The organism is Ancylobacter sp. 3268, from assembly GCF_031456575.1.
Taxonomy (GTDB): Bacteria; Pseudomonadota; Alphaproteobacteria; order Rhizobiales; family Xanthobacteraceae; genus Ancylobacter.
In genome coordinates this window covers 1-20,853 of sequence record NZ_JAVDUX010000003.1, presented here as the reverse complement: position 1 = coordinate 20,853, position 20,853 = coordinate 1, and the positions used below count along the sequence as shown (strand labels likewise).

Annotated in this window: 21 protein-coding genes, 1 tRNA gene and 1 pseudogene; 12 read left to right on the top strand and 11 right to left on the bottom strand. The window is 66.6% G+C overall.

Features of this window, described 5'->3' with window-relative positions; all coding sequences use genetic code 11:
* Positions 1-2 precede the first annotated feature (2 nt).
* Both J2X65_RS04540 and J2X65_RS04535 read left to right on the top strand, forming a co-directional pair.
* Positions 3-392 (top strand): RidA family protein, encoded by a 390-nt coding sequence (locus J2X65_RS04540; RefSeq protein ID WP_310198634.1) that lies wholly within the window; start codon positions 3-5, stop codon positions 390-392.
* 58 nt (positions 393-450) lie between these two features.
* Positions 451-1,308 carry an IclR family transcriptional regulator gene (locus tag J2X65_RS04535; protein WP_310198632.1) on the top strand — a complete coding sequence of 286 codons (858 nt, stop codon included), beginning with the start codon at positions 451-453 and terminating at the stop codon, positions 1,306-1,308.
* Positions 1,309-1,692: 384 nt separating this feature from the next.
* Here J2X65_RS04535 and J2X65_RS04530 read toward each other — a convergent pair.
* From J2X65_RS04530 to J2X65_RS04505, 6 genes and pseudogenes are all read right to left on the bottom strand, one after another.
* Positions 1,693-2,135: pseudogene (locus J2X65_RS04530) on the bottom strand (SMP-30/gluconolactonase/LRE family protein); the annotation flags it as partial.
* 150 nt (positions 2,136-2,285) lie between these two features.
* Positions 2,286-3,251 carry a hydroxyacid dehydrogenase gene (locus J2X65_RS04525; RefSeq protein ID WP_310198630.1) on the bottom strand — a complete coding sequence of 322 codons (966 nt, stop codon included), beginning with the start codon at positions 3,249-3,251 and terminating at the stop codon, positions 2,286-2,288.
* A 10-nt stretch (positions 3,252-3,261) separates the two neighbouring features.
* The gene (locus J2X65_RS04520) at positions 3,262-4,152 is read right to left on the bottom strand and encodes a dihydrodipicolinate synthase family protein (protein ID WP_310198628.1); all 891 of its coding nucleotides are present in this window, start codon (positions 4,150-4,152) and stop codon (positions 3,262-3,264) included.
* A 38-nt stretch (positions 4,153-4,190) separates the two neighbouring features.
* Positions 4,191-5,324 (bottom strand): iron-containing alcohol dehydrogenase, encoded by a 1,134-nt coding sequence (locus J2X65_RS04515; protein ID WP_310198624.1) that lies wholly within the window; start codon positions 5,322-5,324, stop codon positions 4,191-4,193.
* Positions 5,325-5,338: 14 nt separating this feature from the next.
* Complete coding sequence (gene pdxA, locus J2X65_RS04510; RefSeq protein ID WP_310198620.1) at positions 5,339-6,364, bottom strand: 4-hydroxythreonine-4-phosphate dehydrogenase PdxA; 1,026 nt, start codon at positions 6,362-6,364, stop codon at positions 5,339-5,341.
* Complete coding sequence (locus J2X65_RS04505; RefSeq protein WP_310198617.1) at positions 6,361-7,653, bottom strand: four-carbon acid sugar kinase family protein; 1,293 nt, start codon at positions 7,651-7,653, stop codon at positions 6,361-6,363. Before J2X65_RS04505 ends, pdxA begins: the two co-directional genes overlap by 4 nt.
* A 119-nt stretch (positions 7,654-7,772) precedes the next feature.
* Between J2X65_RS04505 and J2X65_RS04500 the strand changes: the two genes are divergently transcribed.
* The 8 genes from J2X65_RS04500 (at position 7,773) to larB (ending at position 15,919) form a co-directional block, all read left to right on the top strand.
* On the top strand, positions 7,773-8,567 hold the full coding sequence (locus tag J2X65_RS04500; protein WP_404977669.1) for a FadR/GntR family transcriptional regulator: 795 nt from the start codon (positions 7,773-7,775) through the stop codon (positions 8,565-8,567).
* Positions 8,568-8,804: 237 nt separating this feature from the next.
* Positions 8,805-9,776 (top strand): tripartite tricarboxylate transporter substrate binding protein, encoded by a 972-nt coding sequence (locus J2X65_RS04495; RefSeq protein WP_310198611.1) that lies wholly within the window; start codon positions 8,805-8,807, stop codon positions 9,774-9,776.
* A gap of 61 nt (positions 9,777-9,837) precedes the next feature.
* Positions 9,838-10,308, top strand: coding sequence for a tripartite tricarboxylate transporter TctB family protein (locus J2X65_RS04490; RefSeq protein WP_310198608.1), 471 nt, complete (start codon positions 9,838-9,840; stop codon positions 10,306-10,308).
* 15 nt (positions 10,309-10,323) lie between these two features.
* Positions 10,324-11,823 (top strand): tripartite tricarboxylate transporter permease, encoded by a 1,500-nt coding sequence (locus tag J2X65_RS04485; protein WP_310198606.1) that lies wholly within the window; start codon positions 10,324-10,326, stop codon positions 11,821-11,823.
* A gap of 51 nt (positions 11,824-11,874) precedes the next feature.
* Positions 11,875-13,197 carry a lactate racemase domain-containing protein gene (locus tag J2X65_RS04480; RefSeq protein WP_310198603.1) on the top strand — a complete coding sequence of 441 codons (1,323 nt, stop codon included), beginning with the start codon at positions 11,875-11,877 and terminating at the stop codon, positions 13,195-13,197.
* A 15-nt stretch (positions 13,198-13,212) separates the two neighbouring features.
* A complete protein-coding gene (locus J2X65_RS04475; protein ID WP_310198600.1) occupies positions 13,213-14,418 on the top strand; it encodes a LarC family nickel insertion protein in 1,206 nt (401 codons plus the stop codon).
* A 2-nt stretch (positions 14,419-14,420) separates the two neighbouring features.
* Positions 14,421-15,221 carry an adenine nucleotide alpha hydrolase gene (locus tag J2X65_RS04470; protein ID WP_310198597.1) on the top strand — a complete coding sequence of 267 codons (801 nt, stop codon included), beginning with the start codon at positions 14,421-14,423 and terminating at the stop codon, positions 15,219-15,221.
* The gene (larB, locus tag J2X65_RS04465) at positions 15,218-15,919 is read left to right on the top strand and encodes a nickel pincer cofactor biosynthesis protein LarB (protein WP_310198594.1); all 702 of its coding nucleotides are present in this window, start codon (positions 15,218-15,220) and stop codon (positions 15,917-15,919) included. The genes J2X65_RS04470 and larB overlap by 4 nt, the downstream gene beginning before the upstream one ends.
* Before the next feature lie 362 nt (positions 15,920-16,281).
* Here the strand turns inward: larB and J2X65_RS04460 are convergent, their stop codons facing one another.
* From J2X65_RS04460 to J2X65_RS04445, 4 genes are all read right to left on the bottom strand, one after another.
* Positions 16,282-16,788 carry a LysR substrate-binding domain-containing protein gene (locus J2X65_RS04460; RefSeq protein ID WP_310198592.1) on the bottom strand — a complete coding sequence of 169 codons (507 nt, stop codon included), beginning with the start codon at positions 16,786-16,788 and terminating at the stop codon, positions 16,282-16,284.
* Between the two features lie 5 nt (positions 16,789-16,793).
* Positions 16,794-17,426 (bottom strand): DUF6538 domain-containing protein, encoded by a 633-nt coding sequence (locus J2X65_RS04455; RefSeq protein WP_310198589.1) that lies wholly within the window; start codon positions 17,424-17,426, stop codon positions 16,794-16,796.
* A gap of 88 nt (positions 17,427-17,514) precedes the next feature.
* Positions 17,515-17,590, bottom strand: a tRNA-Glu gene (locus J2X65_RS04450).
* A gap of 109 nt (positions 17,591-17,699) precedes the next feature.
* Positions 17,700-18,038, bottom strand: a complete 339-nt coding sequence (locus tag J2X65_RS04445) for a hypothetical protein (RefSeq protein WP_310198586.1) — start codon at positions 18,036-18,038, stop codon at positions 17,700-17,702.
* Between J2X65_RS04445 and J2X65_RS04440 the strand changes: the two genes are divergently transcribed.
* Together J2X65_RS04440 and rpoH are read left to right on the top strand one after the other, a co-directional pair.
* Positions 18,037-19,113 (top strand): RluA family pseudouridine synthase, encoded by a 1,077-nt coding sequence (locus J2X65_RS04440; RefSeq protein WP_310198583.1) that lies wholly within the window; start codon positions 18,037-18,039, stop codon positions 19,111-19,113. The two genes, J2X65_RS04445 and J2X65_RS04440, sit on opposite strands and share 2 nt — an antisense overlap.
* A 124-nt stretch (positions 19,114-19,237) precedes the next feature.
* Positions 19,238-20,146 carry an RNA polymerase sigma factor RpoH gene (gene rpoH, locus J2X65_RS04435; protein ID WP_310198579.1) on the top strand — a complete coding sequence of 303 codons (909 nt, stop codon included), beginning with the start codon at positions 19,238-19,240 and terminating at the stop codon, positions 20,144-20,146.
* Between the two features lie 44 nt (positions 20,147-20,190).
* Here the strand turns inward: rpoH and J2X65_RS04430 are convergent, their stop codons facing one another.
* Positions 20,191-20,655 carry a CBS domain-containing protein gene (locus J2X65_RS04430; protein ID WP_310198577.1) on the bottom strand — a complete coding sequence of 155 codons (465 nt, stop codon included), beginning with the start codon at positions 20,653-20,655 and terminating at the stop codon, positions 20,191-20,193.
* Between the last annotated feature and the right edge of the window lie 198 nt (positions 20,656-20,853).

Below are 20,853 nucleotides of genomic sequence, written 5' to 3'. Positions count from 1 at the left end.
GCATGACCATCATCCGATACGGCGCCGGCGAGACCGGCGCGGGCGGCCAGAAGCTGCCCTTCGCCCGCGCCACCCAGGCCAATGGCTGGCTCTATGTCTCCGGCCAGGTGGCCATGGAGAAGGGCGAGATCGTACGCGGCGGCATCGTCTCCGAGAGCCGCAAGGCCATCGAGAACATGATCGCCATCCTTCACGAAGCCGGCTACGGGATCGAGGACATCGTGCGCTGCGGCGTGTGGCTCGATGACCCGCGCGACTTCTGGAGCTTCAACGGCGTCTATGCCGAGTATTTCTCGGAAAATCCCCCGGCCCGCGCTTGCGTGCAGTCCCGCATGATGGTCGATTGCAAGGTGGAGATCGATTGCGTCGCCTTTCGCGCCGACAAGATGTGACGCCCGCCGCCGTCCCGTCCGACCGGGCGGGGCGGCGCCCTCCAGCGGGAGCAGCGAGATGACGTCCAGAGAACCGCAGATCGGGCAGGAGCAGGCGGACGGGGCAGCTGGCGGCACCAAGCGCAGCCGCGGGCTCGATCGCGCCTTCGAGATCCTCGAATTCCTGCGCGCCCGTCGCCAGCCGATGCGTCCGAACGAGATCGCCGCCGAGATGGGCGGGCCGCGCTCCTCTATCTATGAACTCGTCAACCTGCTGCTGCGCCAGGGGATGCTGGACTATTCCGGCGGCGATGGCCGGGTGTTTCTCGGTCGCCGACTCTATTTCCTCGGCATGGCCTATTCCGGGCACTTCGACCTGATGCGCGAAAGCGCGGCGCTGCTGCAGCGCCTCGCCGAGGAGACGCGCGAGACCTCACAGATGTGCATGCTCGACGGCAACAAATACACTGTCGCAATGATGCGCGAGGGCCTGCGTCCATTCCGCATCTCATCCGATATCGGCGAGATCGTGCCGATCCCGTGGACCGCTTCCGGCCGCCTGCTCGTCGGCCATATGAGCGATGAGGAGATCCTCGGCTTCATACCGCAAGAGGATTTCATGCTGCCGAACGGCCGGCTGCTCGAGCCTGGTCAGTTCCTCGCCGAGGTGCGGCGTGCAACCGCCGACGGCTTCTTCACCTTCAACAGCACGGTCGAGAATTTCACCTACTGCTTCGCCGTGCCGGTGCATCAGGCCGATGGTGCGGTGATTGCAACGCTGTGTCTCGTCGCGCCGCGCGAGGACGGCCTGCGCCATCGCGACTCCTATCTCGACCGGCTGCTCGCCGCCGCCGGCGAACTCTCCGAGAAACTCGGCTATCTCCCCGCCGGCACCGGGCTACGCCCCCGCTTGCCCGCCGCCCGTCCGGCGGAGTGAGGGGGCAATCCTCTTCCCAAGCCCACCGAGACCCCGTTGTAGAGATCGAGCTTCTCGGCAGAGGACGCCGCGACCAAGTTCCCCAGCGGAGGCCCGACGCCACTCTCCCTCGTTCCGCGCCGGTCTCGTGCATCATCTTCAAGAAGAGCAGATAGGTAAGTTCAGCGACATATTGAGGATAGGTGATGCCGTCCTTGCGCAGAACGGCGCGGAGCAAGTGCCGGCAAGGCGGAGACCCAACGGGCATGGCTCGCGAGCGGACCTCCGTCTGCCCTGTCGGGAACGTCCGCCTCGGGGCACCGCCTGCACTGGCGCCAGCTATCTCCAGCCAACAGGGGAGGTGGAGGTTGGGAGCTCAGCATCCGCCTTGTCCCTCTCGTATTATCCGAGGATGCCGAAGGGGATTCGGTGAACCAGACGCTGCCGTCGCTATTCACCACCACATCATAGGGAGAATTCAACCGCTTGCCGCCGAAGCTGTCGGCGAGGACGGCAGGCTGCGGTCCTATTGCGTGCGCACGACCCGGCGGCCACCCTGCTCGCAGGAACGAGCCGGCCCTACCGGTCGCGCGTGTGGCCGTTGGCGACGTTGGACGGCTTGCGGAAGACACGGATCGCCCCTTGTGTCCTCCTCCCCTTCCATGATCCGGTCGTTCGGCATGTCGCTCCAGAGCAAATGCCGGCCATCGCCGAACCAGACCGGCCCTCAGTCCAGCGCATGCCGGTGACGAGACGCTCGGCCGCGGCGCGATTCAGTGCGCATTTCGCAAGCGCGCATCGAGCACCTCGCTGGCGGGATCCGGATAGCGTTCGCCGGGCTGCCACATGGGCCGGCGTGTCTTCGTATGATCGTCCTGTCTTTTCTTGGGAATCCGGGCCCTTCTTTGAGTGGCGGCAAGCCTTGCGGCACACCCAGGCAGCCGAAACGACGGCTCGAACGCGGAAAAGCCGGCGCGGGCAAAGCCGCGCCGACGCCGTCAGCCCCGCACGAAGAAGCGCGGCGGAACCTCGTCGCCCCTCAACAGGGCAATCACATTGGCGCAGGTGATGAGCGACACCTCGCGCCGCGCCTCCTCCGTCACGCCACCGACGTGCGGCGACACCACCACAGTGTCGAGCTGCCACAGGGGATTGTCGGAGGCCGGGGGCTCCGGCGAGAAGGTGTCGAGACCGGCGCCGGCAATCACGCCGTCGCGCAGGGCTTCGGTGAGCGCCACCTCGTCCACCACCTCGCCGCGCGCCGTATTGATGAGCAGCGCGCCTGGCTTCATGAGCCCCAGCGTGCGGGCATTGATGAGGTTGCGGGTCTGCTCCGTCAGCGGACAATGCAGGCTGACGACATCGGAACTTGCCAGCAGCGCATCGAGATCGGCGGCGCGCCCGCACTCCGGACCGAAGGCCTCGTCCGGGGCATAGGGATCATAGGCTTCGACGGTCATGCCGATCGCTCCGGCCATCCGGGCGAGATTGCGGCCGATCAATCCCATGCCGACGAGGCCGAGCTTGCGTCCGCGCAGTTCATGGCCCTGATAGGACTTGTTCGCCCAGCCGCCGCCGCGCACGAAAGCATCCTGACGACGCATGTCCTTGATGAGCGCGAATATCAGCGCCAGCGCGTGTTCGGCCACCGAATGCGCGTTGGCGCCCACCGCCGCCAGCACCGGGATGCCGAGGCTCTTGGCCGCCGCCACGTCGATGTCGTTGGTGCCCGCCCCGTGCTTGTGCACCAGCTTCAGTTTCGGCGAGGCGCGCAGGATCTCCTCGTCGACGCGCTCGACGAGGCGCACGATGATCGCGTCCGCCTGTGTGGTCGATAGCAGGTCGACGGTCTCGGCCTTAGACGGATAGGGCTTGGTGGCGAGCGAGGTGATCCCCGCCGCCTTCAGCATTTCTTCGCCCTCGGGCGCAACCGGTCCGCCGAGGCTGATGACGGTGAAGCTCATACTCCGCTCCTCACGCCACGGCTTCGGCGTTGGCCTTGGAGATCAGCGCCACCTGGGCATCCGCCTCGTCGGTGATCAGCACCGGCGCCCGGCTGGCGCCGACCTCCGGCATGGCATGGCGCAGGGCGCGCTTGACGAGCGCCGGCGGGAAGCCGAACGCATAGAGATCCTTGCGCAGCGTGCTGAAGCGGGTCTGGGCCGCCTCGGCGGCTGCGAGATCGCCCCTCTCGAAGGCGGAGCTGATGGCGTTCAGCGTGACCGGCGAGACATTGCCGAGCCCGGAGATGTTGCCGGCGGCGCCGTTCTTCAGCCCGTGCAGGATCAGCGAATCCGGGCCGACCAGCACGTCGAAATCGTCGCGCTCGCGGGCGATGGCGAGGAAACCGTCGAGGCTCTCCTGCGAACCGGCACTGTCCTTGATGCCGATGATGTTCGGATGGTCGGCGAGGATGCGCGCCGTCTCCGGCTCGATGGTGTTCCCCGTGCGGGCGGGAATATTGTAGAGGTACAAGGGAACCGACAGCGCGTCCGCGACCTTGCGGTAGTGATCGATCAATTCGGCCTGCGAGCAGGCGATGAAGGAGGGGGTGATGGCCGAGACCGCCTTCACCCCGAGCGTCTGGACTTCCTTGCCGAGCGCTATGGTCTGGTGGGTAGAGATCTCGCCGATATGGGCAAGCACCGGCTGACGTCCGGCCGCTGCCTCCACGCAAATGCGCGCAACCTCGATCTTCTCCTCGAAGGAGAGCGCATAGAACTCGCCATTGGTGCCGGCGCAGAAGATGCCGTTGCCGGCGCCCACCTGACGCTCGACCTGACGGCGCAACGCGGCGCCGTCGACGGCTTCGTCCTTGTCGAAGGGGGTGACGATGGCGACGAAGGTGCCCTTGATCTTGCTCATGTCCTCGGCCTTTCCGTATCGTGTTCTTGAAGCGCCCATCAAAGGGCGGCGCGGTAGATCGCGAGTATCTCCTCGCGGCTGATGTTGCGCGGGTTGTTGTCCAGCAGGCGGCGGATGGCATGCGCCTCGGCGGCCATCACCGGCAGGTCGTCCTCCGGCACCTTGTACGCCGACAGCGCCATCTCGCAGCCCAGCCCCCTGCACCACCCATGGGCGGCATCGAGCACGGCAGCCGGATCGCTCGAGGGCGGCAGGCCGAGCGCCTCAAGCACAAGCATCGTCTTCTCCGCCACGGCCGGGGCGTTGAAGGCGAGCACGTGCGGGAAGATCAGCGCATTGGCCGCGCCATGGGCGATGTGATGGCGGGTGCCGAGCGGATAGGCGACCGCATGACCCGCGGTCGTGTTTACTGGCCCGAGGCAGAAGCCGCCGTAAAGGGATGCCAGCGCCATGCCGGCGCGGGCCTCGCGGTCGCTGCCGTCGGCGATGGCGCGGGCAAGATAGCGGCCGGTGAGCCGAGCGCCTTCCAGCGCGTAGAGGTCGATGGCCGGATGCGCCTTGCGGCTAGTAAACGCTTCGACGCAATGGGCGAGCGCGTCCACCCCCGTCGCGGCCGTCACCGCGGGCGGCACGGTAAGCGTCAGGTCCGGGTCGATCACCGCGAGGTCGGCCAGCATGTGGAGGCTCTGCACCGCGAGCTTGTTCTGCGTCGCGGGATCGGTGACGAGCGAGCGGGTACCCGCCTCGCTCCCCGTCCCGGCCGTGGTCGGCACCTGGATCAGCGCCGCGCGCTTGGCCGCGACCTTCTCCGGCCCCACGACGTCGTGCAGCGTCTGGCCCGAGCCGGGCAGCACGGCCGCGAGCTTGGCGAGGTCCATGGCGCTGCCACCGCCGAAGCCGATCACCACCTCGGCCTTTGCCTGTTCGGCACGGGCGATGAGCGCCTCGAGGTTCGGCAGGTCCGGCTCGGGCTTCACCTCGGCGAACACCGTCACCTCGCCGGTGAGGTCGAGCAGATCGACGCGTGTCGCGTTGAAGGCATCGGCCACCACGAGGACGCGTCGATAGCCTTTCTCGTCCAGCCAGCGCTGCACGGCCGGCAGCGTGCCGGAACCGAAGGCGATGCGCGGCGGGCGCACCAGTTCGATGGGGGTCGAAAGCCCGAGGGTCATGCTGTTCGGTTCCTTCAGGCGGCGCGGGAAGCGGCGAGTTTCTCGGCGTAGTCGATCGCCTCGATGAGGCTGGTCTCGCTCGCGATGCCCTTGCCGGCGATGTCGAAGGCGGTGCCGTGATCGACCGAGGTGCGGATGATCGGCAGGCCGAGCGTGATGTTGACGCCCGACAGCGCGTCCCAGCTCCCCGTCTCAGGGTTCACATTGAAGCCGAGCAGCTTCACCGGAATGTGCCCCTGGTCGTGATACATCGCGATCACCGCGTCGTACTGGCCGGCGCGCAGCTTGACGAACACGGTGTCGCCCGGCACCGGGCCAACGATATCGAAACCGTCGGCAACCGCCTGGGCGATGGTCGGTTCGCTGACGTCGATGTCCTGCCGCCCGAACAGTCCGCCCTCGCCGGCATGCGGATTGAGCGCGGCCACGGCGATGCGGCGACGGTCAAGACCGAGCCCCCGCAGCGCCTCGTCGGTGCGCTCGATCACATAGCGCAGACGCTGCGGCGTCAGGCGCTTGGGCACATCCTCCAGCGCCACATGGGTGGAAACGTGGCTCACGCGCATATTGCCGTGCGCCAGCATCATCACCGAGCCGCGCGCGCCGGTCAGGTCGGCCAGCATCTCGGTATGGCCGGCATAGTGATAGCCGGCCTTGTTGAGCGATTCCTTGTTTAGCGGGCCCGTAACCATGCCCTGGATCCGCCCGGCCTGGGCGAGGCGGACCGCCTGCTCGATGGCGAGATAAGCGAAGCGGCCGCCATCCATCGACAGCACGCCGGGCAGGATCGGCTCGCCCTCGGGACCGGCCTGGAGGCAGGCCAGCGCCGGCCACGCGGCATCCTCGACCGACACCTCGGGAATATCGAAGGCGCTGCCGAGCGCGGCCTGCGTACGTCGCAGCGCAGGATTGCTGCCGATGATCAGCAGCCGCAACTCGCCCGCCGCCAGCCGATCCTTTAGGCGTTCACAGGCCTTGACGATGATCTCTGGGCCGATGCCCGCCGGATCGCCCATGGTGATCGCCAGATGCGGCGTCATGTGTGGTCTCCCTGAACTGGAAAAATCAGCCGCCGCAGCAGCGAAGGCGCTCCGAAGGCGCCGGATTTCGACACGACATGCACACCGTCGAAGCGGCCGCCGCGCAGGACGGAGCACGGCACGCCGGCCTCGATCTGGCCGTAGAGGTCGAGATGGTCGGCGCCGAGCGCGAGACACAGGCCGCGCAACGTCTCGCCGCCGGCGACGACAAGCGTGCCTGGTGCGTCGAGAACTTCGGCGAGACGGGCGAATTCGCTGCCGATGCGCCCTGCCGCCTCCGTCCGCGCCAGCCCCTCCGGCAGCGAGAGACAGGCAAGGGCCGCGCCTTCGGCCGAGAGTTTCGCCGACAGGCTCGCCGCGCTCGCGCGCCCTCCATCGGCAAGCGCCAGCACCGCATCGCCGCACGCCGCCAGCTGCGCCCTTGTGACCGGATGGTCGGTGCCGAACAGGCCGAGGATCGGCCGCGGCAGGGCGGCCGGATCGATCGCCGCCTGTCCAGGCCCTTGCGTCAGTGCGGCCGCGAGGCCGCCGCTGCCGCACCACAGCGTGACGCCTTCGCACGCCCTGCCCACCTCGACGACCGACGCCAGGTCCTCGTCGCTCTCCGCATCCCACAGGCTGACGCCGGCCGGCGCCGCGTCGCCCGGGCGGCACAGACGCACCGGCACACCTTCGGCGCGCAGGCCGGCGGCTAGGCTGGCGCCCACCGCCCGTTCGCCCGCCTCGGTGTGCAGATATTGGAGGCCGCCCCGTGTGATGCGACCATGATGGGGAAAGGCCGGAGCCACGATGCAACGATCCGGTGCGAACGCCTCGATCCATCCGGCGATCTCGGCCGCCGCTTGCCCGCGCAGGAGGCTGTCCAGCTTGGCGAAGCAGATGGCGCCGTCCCCGCGCGGCATCGCCCGCGCCAGTTCGGCAACCTTGCGGCGCGCCTCTTCCGGCCCGGCCTCGCGCGTAGCGCTGTCGACGGCGAGGCTTCCGGCGGCTTCCAGGACCGGCACGCCGCCCCAATAGACAGGAACGCCCCGTCCCGCCTCGACGAAGGCGATCGCCGCATCGAGGGCGCCCGTCAGATCGTCGGCGATCAGGCGCACGCCCGTCATCGGCCGCACCTTTCCGCCAGAACGGCGCATCTGGGACGGATGAGGCCCATGACCAAAGACGTGATCCTCCACACCCGCGACGGTGGGCCCGCCGCATAATTTGGAACATTGCTTAAACACGGCTGATTGTGATGTCAACATGTTGTAATGTTGACCTTGCAGTGAAACGATAGCACCGCCCATGATGGGCTTGCCGAATACGATTGCGGACGCAATCTGTTATAAAGAAACGTCCTCCCGGACAGGCATGCGGATGGCCTGAGCGGCCGCCCTCGCACCGAATCGACACCTGGAAATATGTCATGGCTGAACGCGACACCCTCGAGGAAGCATCTGAAGAGGCTCCGGCAGAAAACCATGGCTCGCAGGTCGCCACGGAAACCGCCGACGACCGCGCGCCGCGGACTCCCTTGGTCCAGCGCGTCTATCAGATGCTCCTGACCAAGATCAGCCGCGGCGACTATCAGCCGGACGAGAAACTGCCGGGAGAACATGAGCTTGCCGCCACTTTCCTGGTATCGCGCCCCATCATCCGCGAGGCACTGAAACGCCTGCGCGACGAGGGGCTGATCTATTCCCGGCAGGGCGCCGGCAGTTTCGTAAAGGTGCGCGTCGAGGAATCGCGCACCATCGGCTACTCGCCAGTGGAGACCATCGCCGATATCCAGCGCTGCTATGAGTTTCGCCTGGCCATCGAGCCGGATCATGCCTTCTACGCGGCCCGTCGCTGGAACGAGCCGGCTCTCGAAGCGATCTCCGCTGCGCTCGGCATGATGCGCGACGCCACCCAGGCACAACGCCATCGCGAGGACGCCGATTACGCCTTTCACTGCGCCATCGCCGATGCGACGAACAACCATTATTACATCTCGTCGATGCAGGCGCTTAAGGACCACATCGCTGTCGGCATGAAGTTCCACGGCGTTTCGCTGATGGGCCCGAATCCCGGTCTCGCCGGCGTCTTCGCCGAGCACCAGGCGATCTTCGAAGCCATCCGCCGTCGCGATGCGCAAACCGCCCGCGACTTGATGCGCCGTCATCTGGAGGGCTCGCGGGATCGGATCTTCGAAGGACGCACCCTCGATCTGTCACTGTGATTCGCCGCCATTCGAAAGGCAGCGCGGGGCGGCCACCCCCGCGTCATACCGGTCGTCGCGTGCGCCGAAACGGCGGCACGAGCCCAAGCGCAATTACATCTTGACAAATAATGGACAACTAGACAGGTTTCCCGCGGCAGTTGGCGCCCGTGAGCGTCCGCCCAAGGCCGGAGTTAACCGGCCGCGCAGATCAGCGTCCGCCACAAGGACGCACCCGAGATGTTTAGGGAGGAACCCGTGAAGTTCTCAACACTCGCCGCCGCATGTCTTTCGCTCGCCGTCGCGAGCCCGGCATTCGCCGACACCGCCTATCCCACCAAGGCGGTGACGATCGTCGTGCCGTTCTCGGCCGGCGGCACCGCCGACATCATCGCCCGCATGGCGGCCGAGCACCTGCAGAAGAAGTTCGGGCAGCCCTTCGTCGTCGAGAACATCGGCGGCGGCGGCGGCGTCTCGGGCGTCGAGAAGGTGGTCAGGTCGGCGCCGGACGGGTCCACCCTCGTGCTCGCCTCGACCTCGAACCTGGCGGTGCATCCCACGCTTTATGGCGAGAAGTTCCCCTATCAGACGCTGCGCGACCTGAAGCCCATCAGCCAGGTGAGCGTGGTGCCGAACGTGCTCGTCATCAATCCCGACAAGATCCCGGCGCGCTCCGTGCCCGATCTCATCGCCTATCTGAAGGCCAACCCGGACAAGGTGAGCTTCGGCTCCGCCGGCACCGGCACCACGCAGCACCTCGCCGGCGAGTTGTTCATGCAGAAGACCGGCACCCAGATGGTGCACATCCCCTATAAGGGCTCCAGCGCCATGCTGCCGGACCTGCTCGCCGGCAATGTCGAGCTCGCCTTCGACAACGTGCCGCTTCTGCTGCCGCATGTGAAGTCCGGCAAGCTGGTCGCGCTCGCCGTGGCGACGCCGGAGCGTCAGGACTTCGACAAGAACCTTCCGGCCGTCGCCGAGTTCGTCCCCGGCTTCGAGGCGACCGCCTGGCACGGCTTCCTTGCTCCCGCGGGCACGCCGGACGACGTCACCAACAAGCTCTCGACCGAGATCCAGGCGTTCATGAAACAGCCCGAGACGATCAAGAAGATGCAGGAACTCGGCATCACTCCGGTTTCCTCCACTCCCGAGCAGTTCACCGATCTGATCAAGTCGATGACCGCCCAGTGGAAGGAAGTCATCGTGACCGGCAACATCAAGCCGCAGTGACGCACGCAAACGGGAAGCGGGGCGCGCTCCCGCTTCCCGCCCGCTCGAACGGATATCTTCGATGAATGGCAAATCCCTCCTTAGGGCCCTGGTCAGCCAGGACGCCCTTTCCGGCCTCATGTTCATAGCCTTCGCCGGTGGCTTCGCCTTTCTCGCGAAGGATCTCTCGTTGGGCACGGCGCTGCGCATGGGCTCGGGCTATTTCCCGCTGCTGCTGTCGGGGCTGCTCGGCGCGATAGGCCTCGCCATCTTCATTCGCGCGCTTCTGGGAGAAGGCGGACAGATGACGCCGTTCGCTTGGCGCGGCCTCATTCTCGTCGTCGCGGCGGTGCTCGTCTTCGGGTTCGGCCTCAACGGCCTCGGACTCGGACCCGCGGTCGCGATCGGCACGGTCCTCGCCACGCTCGCCAGCGGCCAAGTCGGCCTGCGCGGCGCCGTGATCCTGGCGGCGGCGCTTGTTGTCTTCACCTGGGCCGTCTTCATTCTCGGACTCGGACTGCCGATCGCCATGGTCGGCACCTGGCTGTCCTGACGAAGGATCCGCACGTTGGATATCCTCAGCCATCTCGCGCTCGGCTTCGCCACGACACTGAGCGTCACCAATCTCTTCTACTGCTTCATCGGCGCGCTGTTCGGCACGCTGATCGGCGTCCTGCCGGGCCTCGGCCCGGTCGCGACCATCGCGATGCTGCTGCCGATCACCTTCGGTCTGGAGCCGGTCTCGGCGCTGATCATGCTGGCCGGCATCTATTACGGCGCCCAGTATGGCGGCTCGACCACCGCCATCCTGATCAATCTGCCGGGCGAGAGCACCTCGGTCGTCACCGCGATCGACGGCTACCAGATGGCGCGCCAGGGTCGTGCGGGCACGGCGCTCGCCACCGCCGCGCTGGGCTCGTTCTTCGCCGGCACGATGGCGACGGTGTTCATCGCCCTCTTCGCGCCGCCGCTCGCCAATCTCGCGCTGCAGTTCGGGCCGCCGGAATATTTCGCACTGATGGTGCTGGGCCTCATCGCCTCGATCACGCTGGCCTCCGGCTCGCTGCTCAAGGCGCTGGCGATGATCCTGCTCGGCCTGCTGCTCGGCCTCGTCGGCCGCGACATCTACACGACCGAGGCACGCTTCACCTTCGATCTGGAAAATCTCAGCGACGGCCTGCAATTCGTGGCGCTCGCCATGGGCATCTACGGCATCGGCGAAATCGTGCGCAACCTCGAGAGCCATGAGACGCGCTCCAGCGCCGTCACCAAGGTCGGCGGGCTGATGCTGTCGAGGGAGGAGTTTCGCCGCATCACGCCGCCGGTGCTGCGCGGCACCGGCATTGGCGCCATCCTCGGCATCCTGCCGGGCGGAGGCGCCCTGCTCTCCTCCTTCGCCTCCTACGCGCTTGAGAAGAAGCTCTCCCGCACTCCGCGCGAATTCGGCAAGGGCGCCATCGAGGGCGTCGCCGGACCGGAAAGCGCCAATAATGCGGGTGCCCAATCCTCCTTCATCCCCATGCTCACGCTGGGCATTCCCTCGAATCCGGTGATGGCGCTGATGGTCGGCGCGCTGATCATCCACGGCATCACCCCCGGCCCGTCCTTCGTCACCGACAAGCCCGACCTGTTCTGGGGCCTCATCGCCTCGATGTGGGTCGGCAACCTGATGCTGGTGATCCTCAACCTGCCGCTCATCGGCATCTGGGTGCGCCTGCTCACCGTGCCCTATCACTACCTGTTCCCGGCGATCGTCGTGTTCTCGGCGATCGGCGTCTACAGCGTCAACAACAGCACGGCGGACGTGCTGGTGATGGCCGGCATGGGCGTGTTCGGCTACATCCTCTACAAGCTGAACTGCGAGCCGGCGCCGCTGCTGCTCGGCTTCATCCTCGGCCCGATGCTGGAGGAGAACCTGCGCCGCTCCATGCTGCTGTTCCGCGGCGACGCCATGCAGTTCTTCACGCGGCCGCTGACGGCAAGCCTGCTGGCGATCGCGGCGCTGAGCCTGATCGTGGTGCTGCTGCCGAACGTCTCGCGCAAGCGCGAGGTGGTGTTCAAGGAGTGAGGCGGGCGCTCGCGCCCGCTTGCAGTGACGGAAGACGCCGGGAGGACAACGATGCGGCCGAGCTATGTGAAGCTCGTCGAGACTGTGAAGCTGCCGAGGATGGCCCTCGTCCGGCAGCATTTCGCAGCGCAGGATGTCGACGATCCCGCACACGCCGTCCACGACGCGCTCGCTGGCGCCGGCTTCGTGCGCGAACGCATCCGGCCCGGCATGTCGGTGGCGCTCACGGTCGGCTCGCGCGGCCTCGCCAGCCTGCCGGAACTGGTACGCGCCATCGTCGGCGAGTTGCGTACGCTGGGCGCCGAACCCTTCATCGTTCCCTCCATGGGCAGCCATGGCGGTGCCACCGCCGAGGGGCAGGTTAAAGTCCTCGCCCAGCTCGGCGTCACTGAGGCAAGCGCCGGCTGCCCGATCCGCTCCAGCATGGAAACGGTGGAGGTCGGCGTGCTCGACAACGGCATGTCGGTCCGCATCGATAAGCTGGCCTATGAGGCGGACGGCATCGTGCTGTTCAACCGCATCAAGCCGCACAGCGCCTTTCGCTGGGAGAACGAGAGCGGCCTCGCCAAGATGCTGGCGATCGGCCTCGGCAAGCAGTCCGGGGCCGACAACTGCCACGCCTGGGGATTCAATTATGTCGGACGCTTCGTGGTGGAGATGGCGCGGGTGAAGCTCGCCACCTGCAAGGTGCTGTTCGGCATCGGCACGGTGGAGAATGCCTATGACCGCCTCTCCAAGGTGGTGGTGCTGCCCACCGAGGGCATGATCGAGAAGGAGCGGGTCTTTCTCGCCGAGGCGATGCGGAACATGCCGCGCCTGCCGCTCGGCCCGCTCGACCAGCCGCTCGCCTCCGGTCCTCTCGACGTGCTGCTGGTCGACTATGTCGGCAAGGAATTCTCCGGCAGCGGCATGGACCCCAACATCACCGGCCGACCCTCCACCACCGCCATCAAGGGCGGTCCGTCCGTCTCGCGCATCGTGGTGCTCGACGTTACCGACAAGAGCCAGGGCAACGCCAATGGCGTGGCTCGGGCCGACGTCATCACCGAGCGGCTGTTCGACCGCTTCGACCGCGAGTCGGTCTACACCAATTCGCTGACCTCCGGCGTCCTGATCGCCGCCTCGCTGCCCATGGCGATGCCGGACGAGAAGACGGCGATCCAGGCGGCGGTGAAGACCTGCGAGTCGCACACGCCGGATGCGATCACCATGATCCGCATTCCCAACACGCTGCACCTCGAATATCTCTACGCCTCCGAGGCGCTGCTGCCGCAACTCGTCGGCCGGCCGGGCGTCGAGATCATGAGCGAGCCGGCGCCGATGCGGTTCGACGCCGATGGCAGGCTCCTCGATCCCTGGCCTATCGGCCACTGAGGCGTGGATCCGGCGATGAGCAGCGCGGTGCATATCCATCTCGATCCGGTCGGCGGCATCGCCGGCGACATGTTCGTCGCCGCGCTCCTCGATGCGCGGCCGGATCTGGCGGCGCGGGTTCTCGCCGATGTCGCGGCGGTGCTGCCGGCGGAAGCGGGAGCGGCGCGGCTCGCCGAGGTGGTCAATGGCGGAATCGCCGCGCGGCACTTCTCGCTCGTCGCGGCGCCTTCGCAGCCCGACGCGCATCATCACCACGGGCACGGCCATCATCAGCACACCGCGCACGGCACCTTTGCCGGCATGCGCTCGCGCATCCGCGACTCGGCGCTGAGCCCCGGCACGGCCGAAGCCGCCGTCGGCATCCTCACCATCCTCGCCGAGGCGGAAGCGCGCATGCACCGCCTGCCGATCGAGGAGGTGCACTTCCATGAAATCGGCGACTGGGATTCGCTGATGGACGTGGTGGCCGCCGGCAGCCTGATCGCCGCGCTCAACGCGAAAAGCTGGAGCGTCGCGCCGCTGCCGCTCGGCGGCGGCATGGTGAAGACCGCCCACGGCCTGCTGCCGGTGCCGGCTCCCGCCACCGCCGAAATCCTGAAGGGCTTCGACTGGCGCGACGACGGCATCGCCGGCGAACGCGTCACTCCGACGGGCGCCGCCATCCTGCGCTTCCTCGTCGGCGCGTCTCCCGCACCTCGCCCCGCCGCCGCGCGTCTTGGGACGGTCGGCTATGGTGCCGGCACCCGGCAGCTGCCCGGCCTGCCCAATGTGTTGCGCGCCAGCCTCTTCACCCTCGATGCCGCGGGCATCGACGAGACGCGCCTGATCGAGATCGCCTTCGACATCGACGACATGACCGGCGAGGAGATCGCCCACGCCGCGGACCTGCTGAGGACGCACACCGGCATACGCGACGTGCGGCTCATTCCTGCCATCGGCAAGAAAGGCCGCCCGCTTACCACCTTCGCGCTGCTCGCCGAGCCGCAGGCCTTCGACCTTGTCAGCGACACCATCTTCCTGGAAACCTCCACGCTCGGCCTGCGCTTCCATACGGTCGAGCGCAGGGTGCTCGCCCGCGAGCAGGCCGTCACCTCGCAGGGACATCCGGTGAAGCACGCGCGTCGCCCGGACGGCACGCGGACCTCCAAGGTGGAAAGCGATGCTCTGGCCGGCGTCGCGTCCCTTGCCGTCCGGCGACGCATCGCAAAGGCGGAGGATTGACGGTGTCGGCACTTCCGCATCTTGCCCGGCTCGCCACAGTGATCGCCGACCTTCCCCCGCTTGCGGTGGCGGTCAGCGGCGGCATCGACAGCTTGACGCTCGCCACGCTCGCCCATCGTGTGGCGCCGACACCGCCGATGATGATCCATGCCGTCTCGCCGGCGGTTCCGTCCGCCGCCCGCGCACTGATCGAGAGCCATGCCGAGGCGGAGGGCTGGAACCTTCACCTCCTGGATGCCGGCGAGCAGAACGACCCAAACTATCGCGCCAATCCCTACAACCGCTGCTATTTCTGCAAGTCAAACCTGTATGGCACCATGCGCGCGGCGACCGACCGCACGCTCGCATCCGGCACCAATCTCGATGACCTGTCCGATCACCGCCCCGGCCTGGACGCGGCCCGCGCGCATGACGTGGTGCATCCTTTCGTGCTGGCCGGCATCGACAAGGCGGCGATACGCTCCATCGCGCGGCATCTGGGATTCACCGCCTTCGCCGATCTGCCTGCTCAGCCCTGCCTCGCCAGCCGGGTCGAGACCGGCATCGCCATCAATCCGCGCGACCTCGCCTTCATCGACCGGGCGGAACGCAGCGTGCGCGAACGCCTTGGTCGTGGCGAGACCATACGAGTCCGCCTCCGCCGCGACGGGGTTCATCTTGAGCTCGGCTCGGCGCTCGATCCGGCGCGAGAGGCGGAGATCGCCGGCATCATGATGTGCCTCTGCACTGACGAGAACCGGCTTTTCGCCGGCATGGCGCCCTACCGCACCGGCAGCGCCTTCCTGCGCGAGGCCACGGAATGAGCCGGGACGGTACGCCCCGCATGGATTGGGACCGCGGCGCGCGCACCGGCCTGCCCGAGGCTGTTTATGCCGAGGTGAAGACCGTTCCCCAGCTCGTCGCCATCCTGGAGGATGCGGCGGCGCGGGATAAAGCGCTGCTGTTCACCCGTATGGAGGTCGCACAATTCGCCGATCTGCCGGCGGAGTGGCGGGCGCGGCTCGATCATGACGCGCTCTCGCGCACTGCCATCCTCGGCACGCCGCCGGCGCTGCCCGACGTCGCCGACATCGCGGTGGTCGCTGCCGGCCTCGCCGACATGCCGGTCGTTGGCGAGGCCGTGCGAACACTGGCGTTCTGTGGTGTACGGGCAAACGTCATCGCCGATGTCGGCGTCGCCGGGCTCTGGCGCCTCATGGAGCGGCTGGAAGACATCCGCGCGGCGCGCGTTGTCATCGCGGTGGCGGGTATGGAAGGGGCGCTGTTCAGCGTGCTCGCGGGCCTGATCGCCGCGCCGGTAATAGCCGTGCCGACTTCCGTCGGACGCGGAGTCGCTGCCGACGGCCATGTCGCGCTTCATTCGGCCCTGGCGAGTTGCGCGCCCGGCGTCGTCAGCGTCAACATCGACAATGGCTTTGGAGCCGCCCAAGCGGCGCTTCGCATCAGGACACAGATCGAAGCCGCTCGGCTCTGCCGTGACCTGGAAGGGACTTCCGGCTAACCCACCGTTGCCGGAAGCGGTCAATGTCTGCGCGATTGACTTTGTTCATACGGCTGGATTTCGCCCGATCTTCGATCAAGCGGCGGAAGTCTCATTCTCTCTATCGGACATGAGCCTGCCGCGCCCGAGGCGAAGCGGTCCTCATTCTTAAGCACAGCCTGCTCAAGTCCATGGTCTCGAGGCTAAGAATGTGGCGCTCAGCAAGGGTACCAATGTTCTTTACTTCCCTGTGAAAGCGCTGGAAAAGCTGACGCTGGCTATTTGGATGTGCGGGTGGCCTTCCTCCAGCGAATGATCACGCCGCCTTCGAACCTCCGCCACCTGGCGAGCATCGAAGTGCGGCGGCTGGCGCGACATCGCCATCACGCCTCTTCCATCGGAGCGAACATCGATCGCTTTGCGACGATGAGGCTGGCGACAGCGTCGATCGTCTCGCGCACGCCGCTGCGGTTCCGGTCCTCCCCATGAACGACCAGCCATTGGTCATGTGACAGCTCCTCGATGACCGGGCCGGTCCTGACCAGCCCCTCATGGGCCGCGCCGACGAAGCAGGGCAGCACCACCTGCCCGACGCCGGCCAAGGCCAGATCGAGCAGCGTGCGCGGATGGGACACCTCCATGCGGATCTGCGCCCGCCGGTGGTCGCGAACCCAGCGCGCCGAGGGGGTGTCGACCGTGCAAGCGATCCAGCCGTCTCCTGCCGATCCGTCGTCCAGCGCATAGGGTGCGAAGCTTACTCTTGCCGTCCGGCGCACAGCCAGCCCCGGCTCGGAAGGTCGCTGGTTGCGGATACCGATCAGGGTTTCGCGCCGGCCGATATTGTGCCGCTCCTCCTCCTTGCGGAATGACCACGCCCAGAGCGTCGCCATATGGTTCACGTACCGCTGATGGTCTCCCGAGACTTGCCCTCAGCGACCTTCTCAAGCCATTCCGTGGCCGCCTTTCGGGTGGTCCCGTTGAGCGCGCGGTCGCCCCTTTCCGCAATCCAGAGGCTCACCGTGCCGTTGTAGTTGGCAACCGTCGTAGGGCTGACTTTCGGGTTCCGCTGAAGGTAGTCCTTCAACACCTCGGAAATCGGTTCTCGACCGTGCACATGGTCCCCGAACGCGTCCCAAGCGGCGCCCACGTCCGCGCCGGCCTCCTCTGCCCTTTCCAGCTCGTCTGCCAAGAGGTCCAAGCCGGGATTGGTCATCTCCTCCCCGTCAAGGGCATTGACGACGGTGGGCGGCCCTGCGGCTTTCAAGCGAGCACGGAACGCATCATAGTCGGTGGAGCGAACCTTCTTCTTCGTTCCCGGCCGTTGCGCGCGCTTTTCGAATTCCGCGCGCGCCAACGCCAGAACGTCCCATCGGCGGTGCCGAGCCTCCTGCAAGTCGGCTGTACCAAGGGCCTTTCGGAAGTACGGCCCCACCTCGCCACGCAATGCATAGGGAACGGGAATGCGCGCGTACCAGCGGGTGCCGAGTCGCTGAAGGTAGAGGTTATCTGATGAGGGCTTCTTCACCATGGGTGGAAGCTGCCATCAAGGCCCGGCTGTTGGCAACATCTGTTGGCAAGAGCTGTATGCAACCCAAAACCTTGATCTACAAAGGCTTTGGCGCTCCCAACCGGAATCGAACCGGTGTTTTCGCCGTGAGAGGGCGACGTCCTAGACCGCTAGACGATGGGAGCCGCGCGGCAGGGGCGTCTCTTAAGGGGAAAGCCGGCTCAAGGCAAGAGCGCCCGCCGAATATTCGCCATATCCATCCACAGCCGCCCGCCAATCCGCTCGATCCCCTTCTCACGGCTCGTGCGCGTAGCTTATTATGCCGCGCGGCGCCCGCGTCTCGATATCGAACAGCCGCGTCTCGACAACGCCCTGGCGGTTTACCGTCACCGCCAGCAGCCCGTCGGAAACCGTGCTCGACACCACCTGCGCACCCTGCGGCAGCATAATTGTGCCGCTGATTTCCTTCGGCACGCTTTTCCAGCCGACCATCACCCTGTATCCGATGGCCCCGAACAGGGCGAGAAAGCCGAAGCCCATCAGGATGCCGGAGAATGCCGCGAAGCCGCGCAGCTTGCGGAGCACGCGCTCCTGTTGGGGATCGAGCTTGTCGTCTGTATCGGGAGAAGGCATGGGCACACCGCCGGAAGAGCCGCTGGAGGATTTCGAGGACGCCGACGACGCTGCGGCCGACGGCACGCGCCTCGATATCATCGCCGCGCCCGAGGATGAAGGCCTGCGGCTCGATCGCGTTCTGGTGCGCCATCTGCCGGAGATGAGCCGCACCCGGCTGCAGGCGCTGCTCGCCGATGGCCGGCTCACCCGCGACGGCAAGCCTGTCATCGGTGGCGCGGCGCGCGTCGCCGCCGGCACCCGCTTCGTCCTAACCCTCCCGCCCCCCGAGCCGGCGGAGCCGATCGCACAGGCCATCCCACTTGCCATCGTCTATGAGGACGATGACCTCATCGTCGTCGACAAGCCCGCCGGCATGGTGGTGCACCCGGCCCCGGGCAATCCCGATGGCACATTGGTCAACGCGCTCCTATATCATTGCGGAGACAGCCTTTCCGGCATCGGCGGCGTGCGTCGGCCCGGCATCGTCCATCGCCTGGACAAGGAGACCTCCGGTCTGCTCGTCGTCGCCAAGAATGACCGCACCCATCGGGCGCTCGCCGCGCAGTTCGCCGATCACGGCCGCACCGGCCCGCTGGAGCGACTTTACGTCGCCTTTGCCTGGGGAGTGCCCGAACATTCGCAGGGCACGGTGGATGCGCCGCTCGCCCGCCATCCGGTCTCACGCGAGCGCATCGCGGTGCGGCCGGGTGGGCGCTTCGCCATTACCCATTGGGAGCGCACGGCAATCTATGGCGATGCCGACGGACGACCGGTGGCGAGCCGCATCGAATGCCAGTTGGAGACCGGCCGAACTCACCAGATTCGCGTGCATCTGGGATATATCGGTCATCCGCTTCTCGGCGACGCGGTCTATGGCCAAGGCTTCCGCACAAAGGCCAGCCGCCTTGCGGCGCCGGCAAGCGAGGCGCTGAAATCGCTTGCGGGGCAGGCACTTCATGCCGCCCGGCTAGGTTTTGAGCATCCGACCACCGGGCAGGTCATGCGGTTTGTGAGTCCGATGCCGCCTGACCTTGCCCGGCTCGAGGCAACACTTGCCGGCACGGACCGGACTGTACAGCTCAAGTCATCGTGACCGGTTTTCATGATGCCATTGCGCAAAACCTGCGCGTTGCTGCTATGCTAGCTTCTCGGCCGGCGACATGCGGCCGAGCACTCTGGTCGCCCGCAGGGGACCAAAACGAAAGGAGGGCGCTGCCATGGCCCGTTCCGCAATGACGATCCCATCGGCCGAAGGCGGCCTCAGCCAGTATCTGGCCGAGATCCGCAAGTTCCCGATGCTGGAGCCGCAGGAGGAATATATGCTCGCCAAGCGCTGGCGCGAGCATAACGACCCCGATGCCGCTCATAAACTCGTGACCAGCCATCTGCGCCTCGTGGCAAAGATTGCCATGGGCTATCGCGGCTACGGCCTGCCGATTTCCGAGGTCATCTCGGAGGGCAATGTCGGCCTGATGCAGGCGGTCAAGCGTTTCGAGCCCGACAAGGGCTTCCGCCTCGCGACCTATGCCATGTGGTGGATCAAGGCTTCCATACAGGAATACATCCTGCGTTCCTGGAGCCTGGTGAAGATGGGCACGACCGCAGCCCAGAAGAAGCTTTTCTTCAATCTTCGCAAGGCGAAGAGCCAGATTTCCGCCCTCGAGGAAGGCGACCTGCGACCCGAGCAGGTCGCTCAGATCGCCACCAAGCTCGGCGTTACCGAACAGGACGTGGTGGAGATGAACCGCCGCCTCGGCGGAGATTCGTCGCTCAATGCCCCCTTGCGCGGCGACGTCGAAGGCGGCGGCGAGTGGCAGGATTGGCTCGCCGACGAGCGCGAGGACCAGGAGACCCTGCTGGCGGCAACCGAGGAATTTGATAACCGCCGCAATGCTTTGTCTGGCGCGTTGTCGGTGCTGAATGATCGCGAGCGGCGCATCTTCGAGGCGCGCCGCCTCGCTGAGGATCCGATGACGTTGGAGGACCTCGCCACCGAATTCGGCGTCTCGCGCGAGCGGGTGCGGCAGATCGAGGTCCGCGCCTTCGAGAAGGTGCAGAAGGCGGTGATCGACCGGGTCAACAAGATAGAAGCGCCGACGGCCCGCGAGATTGCCACGGCGCACTGACCTAACCACCGGCGCCCTCCCGGGAGGGCGCCGGATTTTTGCCGTCAGGCCTGAAGCCGCAATGGCTCCGCATTTACGCGGTCGGGGCTCGGCTGGGCGGAAGATTCCGCAGCCTTTCTAACATCATAGGCGAGAACATCGCGGATGGAGAGCACCCCGACCAGTTGGTGATCCTGCAGCACCGGCAGATGGCGGACGCGATGGGTGTCCATCAGCGCACGGACATGGTCGACGCTGTCGTCCATCTGGCAGGAGATCATGTTGCGCGACATGAGATCGGCAACGGGCGCTTTAAGGGCGGCGACGCCGCGCTCGGCGACGGCACGCACCACATCACGCTCGGAGAAGATGCCGACGACGGTGTCACCCTCCGAGCCGCAGGCGTCCTTCACCACGACGGCGCCGATGCGCTCGCGGTTGAGCAAAGTCGCTGCCATTTCAACGTTTTCGGTCATGCGCACGGTGGGAACCCGTGCGGCTTTGAGCTGCATGAGATCTGCGACGAGCATGGCGTTCCTCTCCCTGTCGGTGCCTGCACGGTCTTCACGATCTTATTCTTTTGTCTAATTCTGGTATACGGTACACCTTCTGTCAATCACCGGATGTGCCGCAACGTCACCCGCCCACCCCCGGTATGGTGCGGTGTAGGGTGGGTGCGATTTCGGTCTGGGGTGTGCGGTGCGGTTGGCCTGGCGGCGGCCGGGGGC

Coding starts and splice junctions, on each gene's coding strand:
- rpoH (WP_310198579.1), top strand. CDS start 19,238: ATGGCCCGTTCCGCAATGACGATCCCATCGGCCGAAGGCGGCCTCAGC.
- J2X65_RS04500 (WP_404977669.1), top strand. CDS start 7,773: ATGGCTGAACGCGACACCCTCGAGGAAGCATCTGAAGAGGCTCCGGCA.
- J2X65_RS04525 (WP_310198630.1), bottom strand. CDS start 3,251: ATGAGCTTCACCGTCATCAGCCTCGGCGGACCGGTTGCGCCCGAGGGC.
- J2X65_RS04480 (WP_310198603.1), top strand. CDS start 11,875: ATGCGGCCGAGCTATGTGAAGCTCGTCGAGACTGTGAAGCTGCCGAGG.
- J2X65_RS04520 (WP_310198628.1), bottom strand. CDS start 4,152: ATGAGCAAGATCAAGGGCACCTTCGTCGCCATCGTCACCCCCTTCGAC.
- J2X65_RS04445 (WP_310198586.1), bottom strand. CDS start 18,038: ATGCCTTCTCCCGATACAGACGACAAGCTCGATCCCCAACAGGAGCGC.
- J2X65_RS04440 (WP_310198583.1), top strand. CDS start 18,037: ATGGGCACACCGCCGGAAGAGCCGCTGGAGGATTTCGAGGACGCCGAC.
- J2X65_RS04535 (WP_310198632.1), top strand. CDS start 451: ATGACGTCCAGAGAACCGCAGATCGGGCAGGAGCAGGCGGACGGGGCA.
- J2X65_RS04430 (WP_310198577.1), bottom strand. CDS start 20,655: ATGCTCGTCGCAGATCTCATGCAGCTCAAAGCCGCACGGGTTCCCACC.
- J2X65_RS04505 (WP_310198617.1), bottom strand. CDS start 7,653: ATGGGCGGTGCTATCGTTTCACTGCAAGGTCAACATTACAACATGTTG.
- J2X65_RS04455 (WP_310198589.1), bottom strand. CDS start 17,426: ATGGTGAAGAAGCCCTCATCAGATAACCTCTACCTTCAGCGACTCGGC.
- J2X65_RS04490 (WP_310198608.1), top strand. CDS start 9,838: ATGAATGGCAAATCCCTCCTTAGGGCCCTGGTCAGCCAGGACGCCCTT.
- larB (WP_310198594.1), top strand. CDS start 15,218: ATGAGCCGGGACGGTACGCCCCGCATGGATTGGGACCGCGGCGCGCGC.
- J2X65_RS04460 (WP_310198592.1), bottom strand. CDS start 16,788: ATGGCGACGCTCTGGGCGTGGTCATTCCGCAAGGAGGAGGAGCGGCAC.
- J2X65_RS04515 (WP_310198624.1), bottom strand. CDS start 5,324: ATGACCCTCGGGCTTTCGACCCCCATCGAACTGGTGCGCCCGCCGCGC.
- J2X65_RS04475 (WP_310198600.1), top strand. CDS start 13,213: ATGAGCAGCGCGGTGCATATCCATCTCGATCCGGTCGGCGGCATCGCC.
- J2X65_RS04540 (WP_310198634.1), top strand. CDS start 3: ATGACCATCATCCGATACGGCGCCGGCGAGACCGGCGCGGGCGGCCAG.
- pdxA (WP_310198620.1), bottom strand. CDS start 6,364: ATGACGCCGCATCTGGCGATCACCATGGGCGATCCGGCGGGCATCGGC.